The organism is Anaerolinea thermophila (assembly GCF_020723905.1).
GTDB classification, from domain to species: Bacteria; Chloroflexota; Anaerolineae; order Anaerolineales; family Anaerolineaceae; genus Anaerolinea; species Anaerolinea thermophila_A.
On sequence record NZ_DYHZ01000003.1, the window covers coordinates 296,070 to 314,408 of the forward strand.

Sequence of the window (18,339 nt, forward strand, 5' to 3'; positions counted from 1 at the left end):
ATAAATTCGATTCTCCAAAATTGCGTAACGCGAGGAGCCTGCCACCATGAATTTTGATCGTCCTCATCGTCGTTTAAATTTACTCACCGGAGAATGGGTTCTGGTTTCTCCTCACCGAGCCAGACGCCCATGGCTGGGACAGGTAGAAAAAGTGCCCCCGGAGCGATTACCTCAATATGACCCGGAATGTTACCTTTGTCCGGGAAATAAGCGTTCGGTTGGTGTTCAAAATCCCCCCTACACAGGGACGTTTGTTTTTGACAATGATTTTGCTGCTTTACTGCTTCCAGAAGACCGCCCCGGGAGCCACACAGAAAGCGATCTATTTATCGCTGAGGAAGAGAATGGCATTTGTCGGGTGATTTGTTTTTCGCCCCGGCATGATTTGACCATCCCGGAGATGAGTCAGGGGGAGGTAGAAGCCGTCATTGATATATGGATTGAGCAAACCCTGGATTTGGGTGGGAAGCCATTTATTCAGTATGTTCAAATATTTGAGAACAAGGGGGCGATGATGGGAGCATCCAATCCCCACCCCCATAGCCAGGTGTGGGCGACCAGTCATATTCCCAACCAGCCTGCTGTGGAATTACGTCAGCAGGAAGCATATGCTCAAAAGCACCACTCCTGTCTGCTGTGCGATTATCTGAAGGCAGAACAATCATCCGGAGAACGGATTGTCTGTAGCAATGAATTCTTTACGGCATTAGTACCGTTTTGGGCTGTCTGGCCCTTTGAAATTCTGCTCATTTCCCATGATCATGTCGGTTCAATGCCGGACTTGAATCTGGAACAACGCCAGGGGCTGGCAGATATCCTCCGGCAAATCACGATTCGTTACGATAACTTATTTGGAATTTCTTTCCCCTATTCGATGGGATTTCACCAGACTCCTTCCGATGGAAAATCCTACCCTTTCCATCATTTTCATGCACACTATTATCCGCCTCTGTTGCGGTCCGCTACCGTTCGGAAATTTATGGTGGGCTTTGAGATGCTGGGAATGCCGCAACGTGATTTAACCCCCGAAACCGCTGCACAGCGTCTTCGGGATTTACCTGCAATTCATTACAAGAACAGGGAGCCTGACTAATCCAGTATCATTTCTTCTTTGCCTGCCAGTTTTTCCTGAATCCGCTGGACGACCAGATCGAGGTGCTGTGGACGATGGACAAAATCCAGATCGTCCGAGCGGATGGTCAGCACCGGGCACAGGTCAAAGGATCGGAGCCAGTCTTCATAGAAAGTATCAAGCAGGGCAAGGTATTCTTCGGTGATACCTGTTTCAATATTCCTTGCCCGCTTGCGGATTCGATTCATCAAGACGGGGACGGGTGCTTTGAGGTAGATCAGCAGGCTAGGCGCTGGGAGATGCGCCACCACCAGATCGAACACTTTACGGTAGGACAGATACTCCGCTTCCGTCATGTTCCCTAAATGGTGGAGCGCGCGTGCGAAGATGTACGCATCCTCGTAAATACTGCGGTCAATAATTGCAGAGCGCGGGTCATTCCACATGTCGAGATGTTGCTGAGCACGGTGTCCTAAAAAGTAAATTTGCAGGTGAAAGGACCATTTCTTCATATCTGCATAAAAATCGGCCAGGAAGGGATTGTCAGCCACTGATTCATAAGCAGTGATCCATCCCAGACGCTCGCCGATTCTCTCAGTCAGTGAAGTCTTTCCAGAGCCGATGTTTCCCGCTACAAGCACCAATCGTTTAGGCATAGCAATTTTCTCCATGAGGAATGGTTTTGGTGTCCTTTTGGTAATTCTATCCCACTTCTTAAAGAGGACGGGAGTATAATACCCCGTGAATTTCTCTCTTTCTGGGAGTTTTTAAGGATGGCTGACCAGCCACAAACCAGAGTGGATCGTATGATACTGATTGTTGTTGCCGCTGAACAAAGCGGTCAATTGACCTCGGCACTGCTTAAGGCTGGGTTTGCCTTAACAGTCATCAGTCCACGTGAGGGTTTTTTGGGTTTTGGATCCACTTGTCTGTTGATGGGAATCCATTCTCAAAGAGGGGATGAACTTGTGCAAATTGTCCAGAAAATTTGTGGAACGCGCCGACGGTTTGTTCCAGCACAGGGGCATATGGTTCTACCTGAAGGACTTCCTCCCATGATGATCGAAGCCGAAGTAGGGAGTGCGTATATTTTCAGTATCGAAGTAGAGCATTTCGAACAGTTCTAAATTATGGCAAGTCACTCATCGCAGATTTCGTGGAAGAAAATCCGAAACAGCCTCCAATCGATCACGTCTGGAGGAACCTGGGTAACTCAGTTTCCACATCAGGTACAACACAATCTAAGGATGTTCTTTTTTGATGGCATCTTTGCCGCCAGTCAAGACGCTATTCATGTGACTTATCTCACCTTGTACGTCCTGGCATTAGGAGCGACAAAGGCTCAAATTGGTCTCATGAGTGCTCTGGGTAGTCTGGGAGCCATGCTCCTGTTACTCCCTGGAGCAATTCTGGCAGAAAAATCACCCAGTCGAAAATGGCTCGTAGTGCTTTCGGGAGGGGGAATTAGCCGCCTGATGCTTCTCGGTTTTGCAGTGCTGCCCTTCTTCCTGTCCGGAGAATCGGCAGTAATGGCGGCTATAGCCATGAAGGTAATCATGGATGCTTTCTCCAACCTGTCCATGCCCGCCTGGACTTCACTCACGGCTGATATTGTGCCTCTGGCATGGCGTGGACGCTATTTTGGCACTCGCAATATGTTTATGGGGATTGCCAATATGCTGGTGACTTTTATCGCCGGGCAGATGATTGTCCATGCTGCTACACCGCTGGAAGGGTATCAGAAAGTCTATCTGTTAGCCCTGGTGTTGGGCATTTCTTCAACGGTCTTTTTTGCCAGCATTCGAGAGACGCAATCCAGTCATGTCGCTTCTCAAAAGGGCTTAGAGGTATATAAACCCAGAGTGCTCCTTCAGGGACTAAAGCGAGATCCTAATTTTGTAGCATTTTGTATTTCTCAAATGGTCTGGAATTTTTCTGTCAATATTGCAGGTCCTTTTTTTAGCGTGTATCAGGTTGAGGTGCTGAACTCTACCCCTGCTATTATTGGTATTCAGTCGATCATAGCCAGTGTATCAGGTTTACCTGCCCAGCGCCTTTTTGGCACATTGAACGACCGTTGGGGTCCTCGCAAGGTCCTCTTGCTAACAGGTTTCTTAATTCCCTTTATGCCGTTTGTCTGGCTGCTGGTTCGCTCCCCCTGGCATCCCACCCCCATTAACATTTGGGCTGGCTTTATGTGGGCAGGATATAGTCTGGCGTCTTTTAATTTTTTACTTTCTATCAGTACCCAGGAAACGCGTGCCAGATATTCCGCATTGTACCAGATTGCTGTGACGCTTTCCCTGGCGGCTGGGTCGGCTTTTGGAGGTTTTCTGGTTCAACACGTTGGGTATCCGGCAATTTTTATCAGTTCGGGTATTGGGCGATTTTTGAGTGTGTTTCTTGTCTGGCGTTTTGTAAAATCAGCCCAGGAATCTCCCGATGCCGCTTTACCTGTATTGGATCAACCGGAAATAACAACTTCGGTGAAGGAGGCTGAAACGTACCAGAATGGGCATGAAGACATTTGAGTTTGAACCTCAGGGCGTTTGTTCTCGAAAAATTTATCTGGAATTGGAGAATGGACAGATTAAGGAGGTAGAATTTCTGGGGGGATGTGATGGAAATCTCCAGGGAATTTGCCAGTTGGTACGGGGTATGGAGGCGGTAGAAGTTATTCGACGATTGAAAGGGTTGAATTGTGGACGAAAAGAGACTTCCTGCCCGGATCAGTTAGCGCAGGCTCTGGAAATTGCCGTCAGGAAATATGAAAAAGATTAGGAATTGATTAACGTTGGGCAATTGTCTTGACTTTTGTACTTCGATATGTCATACTAACTTCATCAACCCTGAAGGTTGTTTTTTATTCCAGTGCTATCTTTAGAGAAAAGGAGGTGGTGTCGAAAATGGATCATAGTAAGCAACAAACGGCTGCGGCACCCCTCCTGGTTTCTCATTAACCAGTGTGCCGCAGCCACCCAAAGAAGGAGCCGTCTGAAGAAGGCGGCTTCTTCGTTTAAACCTTTTACAACCATTAAGCGGTAAAGCCTCCCGTGAGGTATTATTAATCCGAAAGGGGCGGATATTCGATCAAATTTTACAGGTACCCTCGAGTATCCGCCTTTTGATCAACATGCCAACGATTCTGTGGTGGATTCGCCGCGATTTACGCCTTCATGATCATCCAGCCCTTGATTATGCTTTACAGCGAGGCAGGGTAATTCCTGTGTTTATTCTGGATGAAGCATTGCTAAAGAACGATGCCCCTTACCGAAAAAACTTTCTCTTTTCCGGGTTAAGAGATTTAGATGCAGAATTGCGAAAAAAAGGAAGCAAACTCGTCCTTCGCAGGGGAGAGCCTCTGGTTGAACTGTACCGGTTAGTTCAGGAAACCTCAGCAGATGAAATTGTTGCTCTGGAGGATTATTCCCCTTATGCCCGCATCAGAGATGAACGTATTGCAAAATCTCTCCCCTTACGCCTTTTTGCTGGAGAGACGGTCTTTCCCCCATACATGGTGGTGAAATCAGATGGAACCCCCTACACCGTTTTCACCCCATTCAGCAAGGCTTGGAAAGCGCTTCCTTTCGTTTCACCGTCCGGTTTATCACTTCCCGAACGTTTTCCTTCCATCCCTGACGAGATTTTGTCTTTTCCTTTTCCTGAGGCATCCTCACCAGAAGGATTCCTTCCCGGTGAAACGGAAGCCATAAATCGCATGGAGAGATTTCTCGCAGGAACGGTTGGTCAATATGCCGAATCCCGCAATCGCTTAGACCAGGAAGGCACCTCCATGCTCTCACCCTATTTTCGTTTTGGCATGCTTTCTCCCCGAATGGCGGTCTCTCGAGTCTGGAAACTATTGCAGGAACCGCTTCTGCCCGAAGAGAAGAAAGGGTGCGAAACCTGGTTGAATGAACTTATCTGGCGCGAATTTTATATATCTATTTTGTATCATTTTCCCCATGTACTCAAAATGGCTTTCAACCCTGCACTCCGAGCCATTGAATGGAGGAATGCTTCCAACGAACTGGAGGCATGGAAAGCAGGGATGACGGGTTACCCGGTTGTGGATGCGGCCATGCGTCAGTTGAGAGCAACAGGGTGGATGCATAATCGAGCGCGGATGATCGTTGCTTCTTTCCTGAGCAAGGATTTGCTGATCAATTGGCAGGAAGGGGAACACTGGTTCATGCAATGGCTGATAGATGGCGACCCCGCCTCAAATAACGGAGGATGGCAGTGGACAGCCGGGGTAGGCACCGATGCAGCTCCGTACTTTCGAATTTTTAATCCGGTCCTGCAAAGTGCCCGGTTCGACCCTCATGGCCTCTATATCAGAAAATGGGTGCCGGAGTTGCGCAACGTTCCTGAGCAATACATCCACTCCCCCTGGACGATGCCTGTTTCTCTCCAATCCTCATTGGGTATCCACATTGGCAAAGATTATCCTGTTCCAATTGTAATGCACCATGAGACCAGGACTCGGGTGTTGGAGGCTTACCGTAAGTCTCAGAAAACATATACTTCCTGAAAAAATTACTGGCTTTTTTGATTGCCTTTGATTCCTGAAGTCATGTCATAATCACAGGAGATTCTTTTATGGGAGGAACTGATATGATTCCAAATCAGTGGTATGTCGTTTTGGAATCCAGAGAAGTTCGAAAGGGACAACCGGTTGGTGTCATTCGAATGGGGGAGAAAATGGTGTTCTGGCGTCGCAAAGATGGTAAAGTGGTGTGCATGTCCGATCGTTGTCCCCATCTTGGAGCAAGTTTATCTGGTGGAAAAGTGGCGGATGACCATCTGGCTTGTCCGTTCCATGCGTTTGAATTTGATTCTACCGGCGCATGCAGATACATCCCCGCCCTTGGAAGAAACGGTGTTCCTCCAAAAGCCATGCGGGTAAAATCTTATCCCACTTATGAGGCGCACGGATTCATTTGGATTTACTGGGGAGAACCTCAAGGCTCACTAACACCTCCCAAATTCTTTGACATTGATGAAACCTTTTCTTATGCAGGTTACAGGCAGATGTGGAATGTGCATTATTCCAGAATGGTGGAAAACCAGTTGGATGTGATGCATCTGCCACACGTACACACAGATACCATAGGCAGAGGAAAGCGCGTGGTGGTAGATGGACCTCTCGTAAAAGTAGAGGATGGTGTGTTAAAGGTGTGGGTTTTCAATCGAAAAGATGATGGAAATCCACCGCGCCGAGCGGACGACCTGGTGATGCCTGATCGTCCACCCTTCCTGGAATTTATCTTCCCTAACCTCTGGCAAAATCGAATCAGTCCGGATTTCCGGATTGTAGTGGCATTTGTTCCGGTGGATGAAGAGCATGGAATGTTTTACTTAAGACAGTACCAGCGATTTGTCCGTGTGCCGGTGCTTCGAGAGATTGTGAACTGGTTTGGGGTTCTGGCAAGTCATCATATCGCTGAGCAAGATCGCAGGGTAGTGAATACCCAGTTACCTAAAAAGTCCTCTTTACGGGGAGAAGATAAGCCTATTCAGTGCGATAATGCGGTATTAACCTATCGAAGGGTTCGCGAGGAGTTGATTGAAAAAGCCAGAAATCCCGAAAATCAAGCATAGGACTTATCCATTTTTTCTTTTCTTGAAAACGGTTCGAATTTGTGGAGCCGTTTTCAATTCGCTGGCGTGTTTACCGATGAGAAACAGAGTGTTGAGAGCCCAAACACTCAGAAGAAGTGGATTGGGATGGTATAAAACCAGGTAGGTGAAAACACCCAGCTGGCTAAACAAAACCACCCACGCATGAGGCTGGAGAAAGTAGATTCCCACTGCCATGAACAGCCCAAGGATAATTGGAATTTCTCCCAGGGTCAGCCCAATCCACATGCCAAACGTGGATGCAATGGCTTTTCCCCCTCTCCCTTTGAGAAGAGGCGAAAACATGTGTCCAAGAACGGGAGAAAGTGAAATCAGGAGCATCCATACAAAAGGGGGGTGAACAAAGAAATGAACCCATCCAACAGGAATTGCGGCTTTAAAAACATCCAACACCAGTGCCAGGGCACCACTCCATTTTCCCCCCGCCCGAAACAGGTTCGTAGCGCCTGGGTTTCCATCCCCAACCTGCCGTATGTCCGAATGAAACAGCCACTTACCCAGCAAATATGAATAGGGGATACTTCCGGAGAGAAATCCGATGCACCCCCAGATGAAATATTGAAGATGAGAACTCATTTTTCTTGTGTTTGAAGAATTTTTTTAGAATTTGAAAGTTGTTTTACCTTCCATAAAATTCCCGGCAGCAGCGCAATTTTTTTCCATCCACTGGTATGAGCCCGGATCGAGTATACACGGTACTCGTTTTTTTCAATTTCGTCAAGAATGGCGCGGTAGAGAAGTGCGGCTGCACCAACTGCTGGACGGGCTGTTTCGCTCAGATATGCGATTCCAGGAAGCGCTTGCAGATAAAGAGCCCGGGTTCTGGAAATTTCAAATTTCATGAGTTCAATAAAACGCTCATCATAAACACGCTCGAGGATCTCTTGAGGGGTCAGGCTAAACCTTTTAAGGTCTTCTACAGGAAGATATACGCGATTTCGCTGGGCATCTTCTCCGATATCCCTCAAAATATTGGTCATTTGGAGAGCAATTCCCAATTGAATGGCATAGGGGGCAGCCTGCTGGAAACTTGCCCCCTTTGCCAGTCCAATAATGGGAAGTGCCAGAAGCCCTACGGTTGAAGCAACCCGGTAGCAATATGTCTGGAGTGCTTCAAAGGTTGGGTAGAACTGAAAATTCAGGTCCATTTCAATCCCATCCAGCAGTTCTTTTTCGTACTCACGATTAATGGGATATGCTTCCCGGACCTGTGCCCAGGCTTTCAGTACCGGATTGGTTTGTTCATCTGAGGATAGACCGACAGATGCTCTCCATGCATTCAGATCATTCAGAGTAGTTTGCTCTCGATCAACGAGATCATCACTTGCCCGACAAAATGCATAGAGGGCCCGGATGGCATACCGCTTTGTGGGAGGGAGCAGAGCCGTTGCAAAGTAAAAAGTCTTGGAATGCTCCCGAATGATTTGCTCTAAAAGCATGGTAGCGGTGGCATCCTGTTGGGCAAGGATGGTTACAGACATTTCTACCTCCAGTTCTCAGGAAGATCTCCCGAGGATTAACTTCTCCGCAATAATTGAAGAGGAGAGCACTCCTGGTAATCCTGCTCCAGGATGAGTTCCGGCGCCGACAAAATACAAGTTCTCGAAATCTTCAGATTGGTTATGGGGCCGGAACCATGCAGATTGAGTCAAAATGGGTTCCACTGAGAAAGCCGCCCCCCGGAAACTGTTCAGTGTATTTTCAAAGTGGAGAGGATCAATATAGTGCTCTGCGACAATGTTTGCGCGCAGGTCAGGTAAGTAATTTTCTTCCAGGAACTTTAGAATGCGGTCCTTGTAAATGGGTGCCATGGTTTCCCAGTCAATATCGCCTTTCAGATGGGGAACAGGCGAAAGAACATAAAAGGATTCACATCCTTCTGGTGCCATAGATGGGTCGGTAATGGTGGGCATATGCAGGTAAAGCGAAAAATCATCTGCAAGTACTTTGCGGCGGAAAATATCATCCAGCAAGCCTTTATACCGACTGCTGAGGATGATATTATGATGGGCTAACCGGCTTTCCAGGTATCGTCTCTTTGTCCCAAAGTAGATGACAAACAGAGACATGCTGTAGCGCATTCGTTCATAGCGGGTGTTCGTGTTCACCTTTCGATATCTTGCCGGGATGAGATTGCGATATGTCCAGGCTACGTCTGCGTTGCTGATAACAGCATCGGCGTTGTGAACAGAACCATCCCTCAACCGGATTCCACTGACCCGACGATCCCCGGAAACCAGAATTTCTTCCACTTCCGCGTTCAGGTGGATTTTTCCACCCAATTCTTCAATCAGACGTGTCATGGCATCCACAATGGCTCCGGTTCCTCCCATGGCATACCAGACGCCCCATTCCCGCTCCAGATAATGGATCATGGTATAAATGCTGGTCACTTCAAACGGGTTTCCGCCTACCAGCAAGGGATGAAAAGAAAAGACCATGCGCAGGAATGGATGTTTAACGAACTGTGAGACATATTGATAAACACTTTTATAAGATTGAAGTTTTACTAGGTCGGGCGCAATTCGCAACATATCTTGAATATGCAGGAAAGGCTCAGAGGCTAATTCCACAAACCCTTTTTGAAAGATGGGCTTTGTGGTTTGAATGAAACGTTCATATCCAGATTTGTCTTCAGGGTTCCACTTCTCAATCTCTTTTAGGATGAACTGTGGATCGCCGTTGTAATCAAACTGGTTACCCTGGTGATCGAAAATCCGGTAAAACGGATCCACCGGCACAAATTTCACATAATCTTCCCGGTTTCGACCTGCCAGAGCAAAGATCTCATCGAACATCCAGGGAGCGGTGATAACTGTGGGACCCCCATCAAACTTAAACCCGTTGATTTCATAGACATATGCTCTGCCCCCCGGTTTATCGCGTTTTTCAAAAATTTCAACTTCAACCCCCCGAGCCGCAAGGCGGGCTGCGGCGCCTAAACCCCCGAATCCACTGCCAATGATGATGACTTTCATTTCTTCCCTCCATTTCAGAAACTTAGAATCATTATATAAAATAAAAGACAACTGTATCTTTTGGTATGGGGTTTGTATAAAGTTGTCTGGAATTTTTAAGACAAAGCAAGGCGAGTGATTTTCTTCCTGCGGTACCAGAAAAAGAATTTCATGGCAATAGGATTAAATAATAAACGGGTAAAAAGCCCCTGGAGATTGTTGGTGTGCTCAAATTCAATGCGCTCAGTCATTTGCGTTTCATTAACTGAAAGAGATTTCCACTGGTGATAGTGTTTCCAGTGCCGGAAGGGACCTTTTCGTTGAATATCCAGAAATCCCTCTTGGAATGATACCTGCTGATGTTGGGCTTCCCATTCAATAGGCAAAGGTCCAAACCATAACTTGAAATGAGTCACTGAATTTTCGCTAATCGGATCTTGAGAAAGGATTTCAATCCGAATACCGGGTGGGGTTAATTGTTTCAAGGCATTGGGTGAAAAGTGAATTTGGGCTATTTTTTCAGCAGGAGCCCGGACGGTGTAGGTGTCAATCAGTTCTTTCATCGTTTTTTTCGTCTACTCATGACAGGACTGCCAACAGGTATCGGCTGTGGAACAGGAGGCTTTTCAAAAAGAGGCGGGATTTCTTTGAGCCAGTTTTCGACTCGATCAATCAAGCCCTGAAAAGGGGATTTGGAAGTGTTTTTCTTTTTCATCGTAAATTTCTTTCTAGTCCATACTGCTGGAACTTTGCACCAGTGGCCGCATATGGAAAACCATGCGCCAGAAATAAGACCCCAGCCACAACAGGAGAATTGACGCTAAAAATCCTGGTACGGCGGTTCCAATGAAATTCCCATAAGTTTTAGAGGCGATTTGAAGAAGGAGTGATCCCAGGGAAGGAGCAAGCACACGGGTCAGGGATTCAAGTGAAGCCGCCAGGCCTAAAATGCCTCCGGTTTCGACAGAGGCAACGGACTTTGAGAGTGCACTGTTGATGACTGTATTGAGAATACCTCCAGATACAGCAATCGGAAGGAGAGCAATCAGAAGAACAGGAATTGATGGTGCCAGAGCCCATACCATCAGAGATACTGCCATGGTGAGAATTGCCGCGAACATCAAATTGATTTCACTGAACCGTTTAGTAATTTTTCCGATAAAAACGCCCTGCGTCAGTACCGAAATCAACCCGACATACGCCAGGATATATCCGGTGTCACGGGCCTGGAGGTTGAATCGTTCCAATGCATAGATTGCAAAGATGGTTTGAAAGAGAGAGAAAGCCAACCCAAAGAAAAATCGGGTATGCAGAAGCGGTCCAACGTATGGACGGCGTAAAGTATCCAGCATGGCTTTGAGAGTAAGAGGAGGGCGCTGCTGTAGGCTGATGCTTTGACGGCGTTCCGGTGTCAGCGATTCTTTTAACCACAGAAATACCAGCAGAAAATTGATGATGGAAAGACCGGTTGCCGAGAATGCCGGGTACTCGTAGCCAAACTGGCTGAGTGCTCCTCCAATGGCTGGACCAAGAATAAAGCCCAGGCCAAAAGCGGCCCCAATCAATCCCAATCCGCGTGCGCGGCTTTGATTGTCGGTAACATCGCTGATATACGCCTGGGCCACGCTGATGTTGGCTGCGGTAAACCCTGCCAGAATTCGAGAGATAAAGAGCATGGTCAGATTTTGGGCAATTCCCAGGAGGAGAAATCCAAGGGCGTTACCCACAATCGAAATCAGCAGGATGGGGCGCCTTCCATAACGATCAGACAGCCTGCCTAAAAAAGGCGCGCCAATGAACTGCGCCAGTGCATAGGAGGCTACCAGCAAACCAATCTGGAACTCGCTGGCTGAAAAACTCTTTGCCAGATACGGCAGAAGTGGAAGAATTAAACTGAACCCTAACAGGTCAATGAAAACGATGAGAAAAATGGATGACAATGCTTTGTTTTTGAACATGGTTACACCTTTAAGAGGCTGAATTTCCTTGTGTAGATGTTAAGAGCGATTCGATCCGGGAGACAATTTCTGAGGGACGCATCCCTGTAAGATATATGGCAGACACGCTGTCCGGTAAGCGGTTGGCATGAAAGGCTTGTCCGCCTAAAACAATCAGAGGCTTTTTCCCTTTGATTTTCTCAAGAATGCGAGGAAGTTCTGTCAGGTGTAAAGCATTGTGGAAATTATTAGCCGTGAACATGACCAGTTCAGGTCGCAGAGCATTAAGAGTTTCTTCAAGTCGGTCCAGTTTCAGGTCTGGCCCAAAGTAAATGACATCCCAGCCTCTCCAGCGAAGCATCACAACCAGCATTAAGATTCCAATTTGATGCATTTCTCCCGGAGCACAGGCGGCAAAAATTTTTGTGGAACGTATAGGTTGGCTTGTTGCTGTCATCATGCTCATCAAGTGTTGCATGACAAACTGAGTGGCAAAGTGTTCCACTGCGATGCTTAATTCTCCACGATGCCAGCGTTCTCCAATTTCTACCAGTGCAGGAGTGATGATTTCTGTAAGGACCTGATCAACAGAATACAGAGAAAAAGACCTTCTCAGCACTTCTGTGGCTTGGATTTCATCAAATGAGAGAATCTTTTCGAGAAACTCCTTGCAAAGATGAGTTAATTCTGTCGGAGAGGTGTTGAGCGGCGTGGTAAATGGTGGAACTGATGGCGTAATAGCCGGATCTTGCCCGTTTTTACGAAGTTCATTCAAGTATTCTACGGCTCTGCTGATGTGCATGCCGGAATCAATTTGTGCTTTGAGCCATCGAAGCGTGCGTAAATCATATTCCGAATACAAACGATATCCCTGATGCCCTCTTCGGGGAGAAGGTAATCCGTAACGTCTCTCCCATGCTCGAATCGTAACGGGAAGCAACCCTACCAGTTGAGAGATGGCTTTAATGTTATATACCGGTATATCGTTTTTACTGTTAGAGTGATTTTTTTCACTGCTCATTGCCATTTGTGGTCCTTAATCCCATAATACCCTCATCATACCCTGTGTTTAGGGTAAGGGAAAAACTTTTTGTATAATGTTTGTACCTACTGGATTCTGTTGCGATGATTGGGTTTCCCTGCAGAATCTGCAAGCAATTCGTTAATCTTTTCCAACCCTTTCTCCAGAGTATTGCCAAGGTAAATACCCGCAACTTTTTGTCGAATCTCAGGGTGGTTGTCAAAACCTCTCCCTCCATAACAAAACAGGGGAGGACGGCGCAACATTGCCAGCCTTTGTTGAGCATTTTTTAATTCCATAGCTGACGAACTGGAAGAGGCGGACAAAATAATCATTGCCGGATGTTCATAAGAAGCAAAATCAACCAGGTCCTCTATAGGCACATCGGGGCCCAGATATTCCACCCGATATCCCTGGGCTCGCAGTAGGGTCGAAAGCATTAATGCTCCCAGTTCGTGTTGCTCAAAGGGGGCGCATCCAACAAGAATGTAAGAGGAATTTTTTCGAATGGGATAAGTCTGGAAAAGACCGAGCAATTTACCTTTCAGGAAATTGCTGGCAAAATGTTCGGTGGCTATGGTGATTTTTCCCAGATACCAATCTTCCCCAATCTGAGTAAGCGTTGGAACCAGAATCTCCATAAATAAGGGGATGAGATCGTATTCTTCAACAGCCTGTTTAAACAATTCGCTGGCGCGTATCTCATTGTGGGCGAGAAAGGCTTGATAGAGGAATTTAACAAGTTCTTCCTTCTGGTGGATTGGCTGGCGCGTGACTTTTTGTGGGGCGGTTGGGGTCACCTCTGGCATAATACCCTGGTTCATCATGGCGCGCAATTCTGAAACCGCATTGCTGATGGAAACCCCGGCATCCACACGGCTTTTCAGCCACCGCAGGATGGCTACATCGCGTTCAGAATAGAGGCGGTAGTGATTGTCAGCACGTTGTGGATTGAGCACTTCATGACGCCTTTCCCATGCTCGCAGTGTAACAGGGCGAATGCCCGTTTGTATGGAAACCGCCTTTATCGTGTACTGGGGAATATCGGGTAAGTCAGCAATTGTAGCCATAGAATGCTCCTGTTAGACAAATCCTATCATTTAGGTACGGATTGTATAAAGATAGTATAGTGTTTATAGGTTTAAAATACAATAGGGAAAGCCAGTTTCTAATTAAACTCTCATGTTTGTAAAATGTTTGTATACATTTCATGGTATCCGATTTGTCTTGTTGGTAACATATACCTTCTGCAATTTACTGAATAATTATTTTATTTTTATGATTTGGCTCTTAGGTTTTTTGCACTTTTTGGTATTGAAGTATCGAAAATACGGTTAAAATACCTTTCATGTCCTGGATACGCAGAATTTATTTTGGGGATAACCTTGCGGTTTTACGTTCGCTCCCTTCAGAATCGGTTCATTTAATTTATATTGATCCCCCATTCAATACAGGGAAAGAACAATCACGAACCCGTTTGAAAGTGTCCCAATCTGATTCGGGAAACCGGCGCGGTTTTGGAGGGAAAACCTATGAAAGTGTGCAGGTGGATGAAAAAGGATATCCCGATAATTTCGAGGATTATGAAGCCTTTCTGGTTCCTCGGCTGGAAGAAGCCTATCGGATTTTGACGCCAGATGGAAGTTTATACTTCCACATTGATTACCGTGAAGTGCATTACTGTAAAATCTGGCTTGATCGTATCTTTGGGCGAGAATGTTTCCTTAACGAAATCATTTGGGCTTACGATTACGGAGGCAAACCTAAAAACCGCTGGCCTGCCAAACACGATAACATCCTTTTTTACGTCAAGGATCCAGACCATTACACCTTTAATGTGGATGCCATAGATCGTGAACCTTACATGGCACCGGGTCTGGTTGGACCCGAAAAAGCCGCCCGCGGTAAACTCCCAACGGATGTCTGGTGGCATACAATTGTAGGAACAAACAGCAAAGAAAAGACGGGATACCCGACACAAAAACCTGTTGGCGTGATCAATAGAATTATCAAGGCGTCTTCAAACCCAGGGAATCTGGTGATGGATTTCTTCGCCGGAAGTGGTACTGTTGGGGAATGCTGTTTGGAACTTAACCGCCAGTTCATACTGGTAGATAACCATCCTGAAGCCATACAGGTCATGCGGAAACGATTCTCCGGAGTGGAAGGCATTGAATGGATTGATGCTTCTAAAGGGCTAAAGGATCTTCACGGAAAAGAATATTCTTAAGAGCCTCGAAAATATTTATCCATGTTCTCCCTGCGCTTCCCGGCGGCGGGCAATGAATGTCTCCTGTGCATTGATGATGGGTTCTCCGGGTTGAGGTTTGATTCGTTTGTATGAACCATCAGGCTGCATGATGCGTGCTTTTACATTGTCCTTCAGGTAGGTTTCCAGAATTTCATCCCGAATAGTCCGGATCATTTGAGGGTCTTCGACCGGGAATAACACTTCAACACGTTGATTAAGATTGCGAGGCATTAAATCGGCGCTTCCCATGTAGATAATTTCTTCCCCCGCATTCTGAAAATAATAAATTCGGCTGTGTTCGAGGAATCGCCCAACGATACTCCGTACGGTAATATTTTCGCTGATACCCGGAATGCCGGGACGCAAACAACACATTCCACGAACAATCAGGTCGATTTTTACACCGGCCTGTGATGCTTCGTATAGCAATCGAATGATGGGCTTGTCCACCAGTGCATTCATCTTAAATAGCAGATATCCCTGTTTCCCTGCTTTTTGATGAGCAATTTCCTGGCGAATCAACGCTTCAAATTGCTGGCGCAGGTTGATGGGGGCCACCAGTAATTTCCGGTAGGTATCTCTGGAAGAGTATCCCGTCAGGTAATTAAATAAGTCAGAAGCATCTGCGCCAATTTCTTCATCACAGGTAAACATGCCAATATCTTCATAGATGTTTGCCGTGATGTGGTTGTAATTTCCAGTGCTCAGGTGGATATACCGGCGTATGTGATTGCCTTCTTTCCGGACCACCAGCGCTACCTTGGAATGGGTTTTAAGCCCTAATAGCCCGTAGATGACATGAACGCCTTCCTGTTCGAGGATTTTTGCCCATCCAATATTGCTCTCTTCATCAAAACGGGCTTTTAATTCCACCAGAACAGCAACCTGTTTGCCGTAATCTCGTTGTGCTTCCAGCAGTGCCCGTACCACCGGGGAGTCTTTCCCCACTCGATACAGAGTTTGCTTAATTGCCAGAACATGTGGATCGCGTGAGGCTGCTCTTAAGAAATCAATGACCGGATTGAAAGAGTCATAAGGGTGATGCAGTAAAATGTCTTTTTGCCGAATAGCATGGAAAATATTTCCTTCATCCAGAGGCTCCTTTTTAAGGGCTTCCGGAATGGCCGGGTAAAACGGTTTATCTTTCAAATCATATCGGTCAATGCGGGTTAGTTCAAACAAATTGCTCAGAACGAGAGGACCACTCAGTTCATAGATCTCATTGGGTTCTACCTTAAGGTTCTCCACTAAAATTTTACGTACCTCAGGTGACATATCCGGATGAATCATCAAGCGGGTTACCGCACCGAATCGTCTTTTTCTAACGCTTTCTTCAATCAGATCCAACAAATCCAGGGCTTCCAGTTCCTGGATTTCCATATCCGAATTTCTGGTGACATGAAAGGCGTGGGACTCCATCACTTCCATGCCCGGGAACAGATGGGATAAATTGGCTTGAATTACCTGATCAATCCAGACAAAATAATGTTTCTTGGGAGAGGTGCCGTCTTTACGGGTGCTACCTGAAGATCGTTTGATCGGTACCAGTTGTGGCAGGGAAGGAGGGACTTTAATGCGAGCAAACCGCTTAATGTTATTTTTCCCCCTCACCATCACTGCCAGGTTAAGGCTTAAATTCGAGATATGAGGAAATGGATGACCGGGATCATAAGCCAGAGGGGTTAAGACAGGATAGATGATTTCATGAAAATAAGCATTAACGCTTTCACGTTGTTTAGGTGTGAGTTCATGGTAATCTAACACATAAATTCCGTTTTCTCTTAAAGCGGGAAGTAATTCTTCCTGCCAGACAATTTGGGCTTTTTCCATCAACTTCAGAGCCACTTTGCGAATCTCTGCTAATTGTTGAGATGGTGTCAGTCCATCGGGAGGAAGTTCAAATACCCCCGTTTCTTTTTGCATTTTCAAACCGCCGACCCGTACCATGAAGAATTCTTCCAGGTTGGAACCCACAATGGCAAGAAACTTGACCCTTTCCAGTAAGGGATTGGTGGGGTCACGTGCTTCATCCAGGACGCGGTATTGAAACTCTAAAAGGCTTAATTCGCGATTGAGGTACAGATCTGGGGAATCTAGATTTTGGGGGTCAAATACAGGATTATCCACAACCCGGTCTCCTTGAAATATTGTGTAGATAAAAAAATTATATCAACTTCCGGGTAATTATTTTGATAAATTTGGTGCTGAAAATTATTTTCAGGGAATGGTTTTAGCAATCACAATCAAGCGATGAGTGCTATCGTAAGGTGGCCAGCATGTAACCAGCGTTAATTGTTCTTCCGGGGTGTCCTTGAGCAATTCAGCATTTTTCAGCATTTGCGCAAAGGAGACGTCTTTCTCTTTTACTTTCTGGATATCTGTTACTGAATAGTGATATTGCAGTCCTCTGGATACCAGAGTAATTTCATCACCCCGTTGCACCTGATACAGACGGGAAAATACCGCTCCTTTTACATTGTGATGTCCGTAAAGAACGATGTTTCCCCCGGATCCTGGCGTTGAAGCAGAAGGGTTCCATCCAACTGCGAACGTATCTGGAACAAGCCATTGTTCATAGACCACCCCGCGAACAATAATTTTCCGACTGCGGGTGACCTGAACCGGGGCTTCTAATTGAATTGCCGGAATGATAATGGATTCGGGAAGATTGAGCGGGGATTCAAGGGATTCTTCAACCAGATAAAGATCGGTGGAGTACTGATAGGTATCGGGGAGGATGGTGTTGGTGGAGGATGAAGGCTCAAGTACCTGAACCAGATACGGGTCATAACCTTCTCCTAATGCTTGAAGTACTTCTGTTGCTGCATTTACAGGGGCGGGGCGGAAGTAACTCCATGTCCCCAATACCAAAAGTACTGTGCCAACTCCAAAAAAAGTCCAGCGTAAGATTGCCTTTTTCATCTAAAAGCCTTGATGGGATGAAGGAGGACTTTCGAAGGTCCTCCTTCATCCTCTGTGGGATTAAGACTGGTTTCGACGGCCGGAAGGCGAAGACAGGTAAAAACCAAGGAGCAGGAAGAGCAATCCCAATCCAATCAGAAGGGCTGTGATTGTGCCCTGAGGTCCCAGGAGTGAAGCGCCAGTTACCGGTATGATCACACCACCTTCAGCAGTTGCCGAGGGGGTTACAGATGGACGATTGTCCGGGGGAGGTGGGAGCGTGCGGGTAGGTGTTCTGGTTGGATCATCAGGGGGCGGTGGAGGTACCGTTTGTGACGCGGTGGGGGTATTCGTCAAAGTGACCTGAGTGGCTGTAATTTCAACTGTGGTGCTGGGTGTTGGGGTAAATGTCGCTGTCTCAGTGGGGGTTTCGGTTGGGGTAGGTGTTGATGTCGGAGTCTCTGTAGGTGTCTCCGTTGGTGTAGTCGTGAAAGTTGGAGTGAAGGTGGGGGTATCCGTCGGGGTGGCGGTGAAGGTTGGAGTGAAGGTGGGGGTAT

Annotated in this window: 17 protein-coding genes and 1 pseudogene; 7 read left to right on the top strand and 11 right to left on the bottom strand. The window is 46.7% G+C overall.

The window, feature by feature from the left end; all coding sequences use genetic code 11:
- Positions 1–46 precede the first annotated feature (46 nt).
- Complete coding sequence (locus LHF31_RS06120) at positions 47–1,093, top strand: UDP-glucose--hexose-1-phosphate uridylyltransferase (protein ID WP_298008314.1); 1,047 nt, start codon at positions 47–49, stop codon at positions 1,091–1,093.
- On the opposite strand, the gene LHF31_RS06125 is transcribed toward LHF31_RS06120, so the two are convergent.
- Positions 1,090–1,728, bottom strand: a complete 639-nt coding sequence (locus LHF31_RS06125; RefSeq protein ID WP_298008312.1) for a deoxynucleoside kinase — start codon at positions 1,726–1,728, stop codon at positions 1,090–1,092. The two genes, LHF31_RS06120 and LHF31_RS06125, sit on opposite strands and share 4 nt — an antisense overlap.
- Positions 1,729–1,845: 117 nt before the next feature.
- Between LHF31_RS06125 and LHF31_RS06130 the strand changes: the two genes are divergently transcribed.
- From LHF31_RS06130 to LHF31_RS06150, 5 genes are all read left to right on the top strand, one after another.
- A complete protein-coding gene (locus LHF31_RS06130; protein WP_298008310.1) occupies positions 1,846–2,199 on the top strand; it encodes a cyclic-di-AMP receptor in 354 nt (117 codons plus the stop codon).
- A 120-nt stretch (positions 2,200–2,319) separates the two neighbouring features.
- Positions 2,320–3,603 (top strand): MFS transporter, encoded by a 1,284-nt coding sequence (locus LHF31_RS06135; RefSeq protein WP_303773874.1) that lies wholly within the window; start codon positions 2,320–2,322, stop codon positions 3,601–3,603.
- Complete coding sequence (locus LHF31_RS06140) at positions 3,584–3,853, top strand: TIGR03905 family TSCPD domain-containing protein (RefSeq protein ID WP_363324799.1); 270 nt, start codon at positions 3,584–3,586, stop codon at positions 3,851–3,853. The genes LHF31_RS06135 and LHF31_RS06140 overlap by 20 nt, the downstream gene beginning before the upstream one ends.
- A gap of 352 nt (positions 3,854–4,205) precedes the next feature.
- Positions 4,206–5,606: a deoxyribodipyrimidine photo-lyase gene (locus LHF31_RS06145; RefSeq protein WP_298010074.1), complete on the top strand. Its 1,401-nt coding sequence runs from the start codon at positions 4,206–4,208 to the stop codon at positions 5,604–5,606.
- An 83-nt stretch (positions 5,607–5,689) separates the two neighbouring features.
- A complete protein-coding gene (locus LHF31_RS06150) occupies positions 5,690–6,676 on the top strand; it encodes an aromatic ring-hydroxylating dioxygenase subunit alpha (RefSeq protein ID WP_298010077.1) in 987 nt (328 codons plus the stop codon).
- A gap of 3 nt (positions 6,677–6,679) precedes the next feature.
- Here LHF31_RS06150 and LHF31_RS06155 read toward each other — a convergent pair whose 3' ends face one another.
- From LHF31_RS06155 to LHF31_RS06185, 7 genes are all read right to left on the bottom strand, one after another.
- Positions 6,680–7,291 carry a glycerol-3-phosphate acyltransferase gene (locus tag LHF31_RS06155; protein ID WP_298010080.1) on the bottom strand — a complete coding sequence of 204 codons (612 nt, stop codon included), beginning with the start codon at positions 7,289–7,291 and terminating at the stop codon, positions 6,680–6,682.
- Complete coding sequence (locus LHF31_RS06160) at positions 7,288–8,196, bottom strand: phytoene/squalene synthase family protein (RefSeq protein ID WP_298010083.1); 909 nt, start codon at positions 8,194–8,196, stop codon at positions 7,288–7,290. Before LHF31_RS06160 ends, LHF31_RS06155 begins: the two co-directional genes overlap by 4 nt.
- Positions 8,197–8,211: 15 nt before the next feature.
- Complete coding sequence (locus LHF31_RS06165) at positions 8,212–9,693, bottom strand: phytoene desaturase (protein ID WP_298010085.1); 1,482 nt, start codon at positions 9,691–9,693, stop codon at positions 8,212–8,214.
- Between the two features lie 95 nt (positions 9,694–9,788).
- Entirely contained in the window at positions 9,789–10,235 is a 447-nt protein-coding gene (locus LHF31_RS06170; RefSeq protein ID WP_303773878.1) for a hypothetical protein, read from the bottom strand.
- A gap of 165 nt (positions 10,236–10,400) precedes the next feature.
- Positions 10,401–11,630, bottom strand: a complete 1,230-nt coding sequence (locus LHF31_RS06175) for an MFS transporter (protein WP_298007768.1) — start codon at positions 11,628–11,630, stop codon at positions 10,401–10,403.
- Positions 11,631–11,640: 10 nt separating this feature from the next.
- A complete protein-coding gene (locus LHF31_RS06180) occupies positions 11,641–12,630 on the bottom strand; it encodes a MerR family transcriptional regulator (RefSeq protein ID WP_303773880.1) in 990 nt (329 codons plus the stop codon).
- 86 nt (positions 12,631–12,716) lie between these two features.
- A complete protein-coding gene (locus LHF31_RS06185; protein WP_298005148.1) occupies positions 12,717–13,700 on the bottom strand; it encodes a cobalamin-dependent protein in 984 nt (327 codons plus the stop codon).
- Between the two features lie 278 nt (positions 13,701–13,978).
- Between LHF31_RS06185 and LHF31_RS06190 the strand changes: the two genes are divergently transcribed.
- Positions 13,979–14,860, top strand: coding sequence for a site-specific DNA-methyltransferase (locus tag LHF31_RS06190; RefSeq protein WP_298005145.1), 882 nt, complete (start codon positions 13,979–13,981; stop codon positions 14,858–14,860).
- A gap of 15 nt (positions 14,861–14,875) precedes the next feature.
- On the opposite strand, the gene ppk1 is transcribed toward LHF31_RS06190, so the two are convergent.
- From ppk1 to LHF31_RS06205, 3 genes and pseudogenes are all read right to left on the bottom strand, one after another.
- Positions 14,876–17,008 carry a polyphosphate kinase 1 gene (gene ppk1 / locus LHF31_RS06195; protein WP_298005142.1) on the bottom strand — a complete coding sequence of 711 codons (2,133 nt, stop codon included), beginning with the start codon at positions 17,006–17,008 and terminating at the stop codon, positions 14,876–14,878.
- A 90-nt stretch (positions 17,009–17,098) separates the two neighbouring features.
- On the bottom strand, positions 17,099–17,803 hold the full coding sequence (locus tag LHF31_RS06200) for a sortase (protein ID WP_298005139.1): 705 nt from the start codon (positions 17,801–17,803) through the stop codon (positions 17,099–17,101).
- 60 nt (positions 17,804–17,863) lie between these two features.
- A pseudogene (locus LHF31_RS06205) lies at positions 17,864–18,339 on the bottom strand (hypothetical protein); the annotation flags it as partial.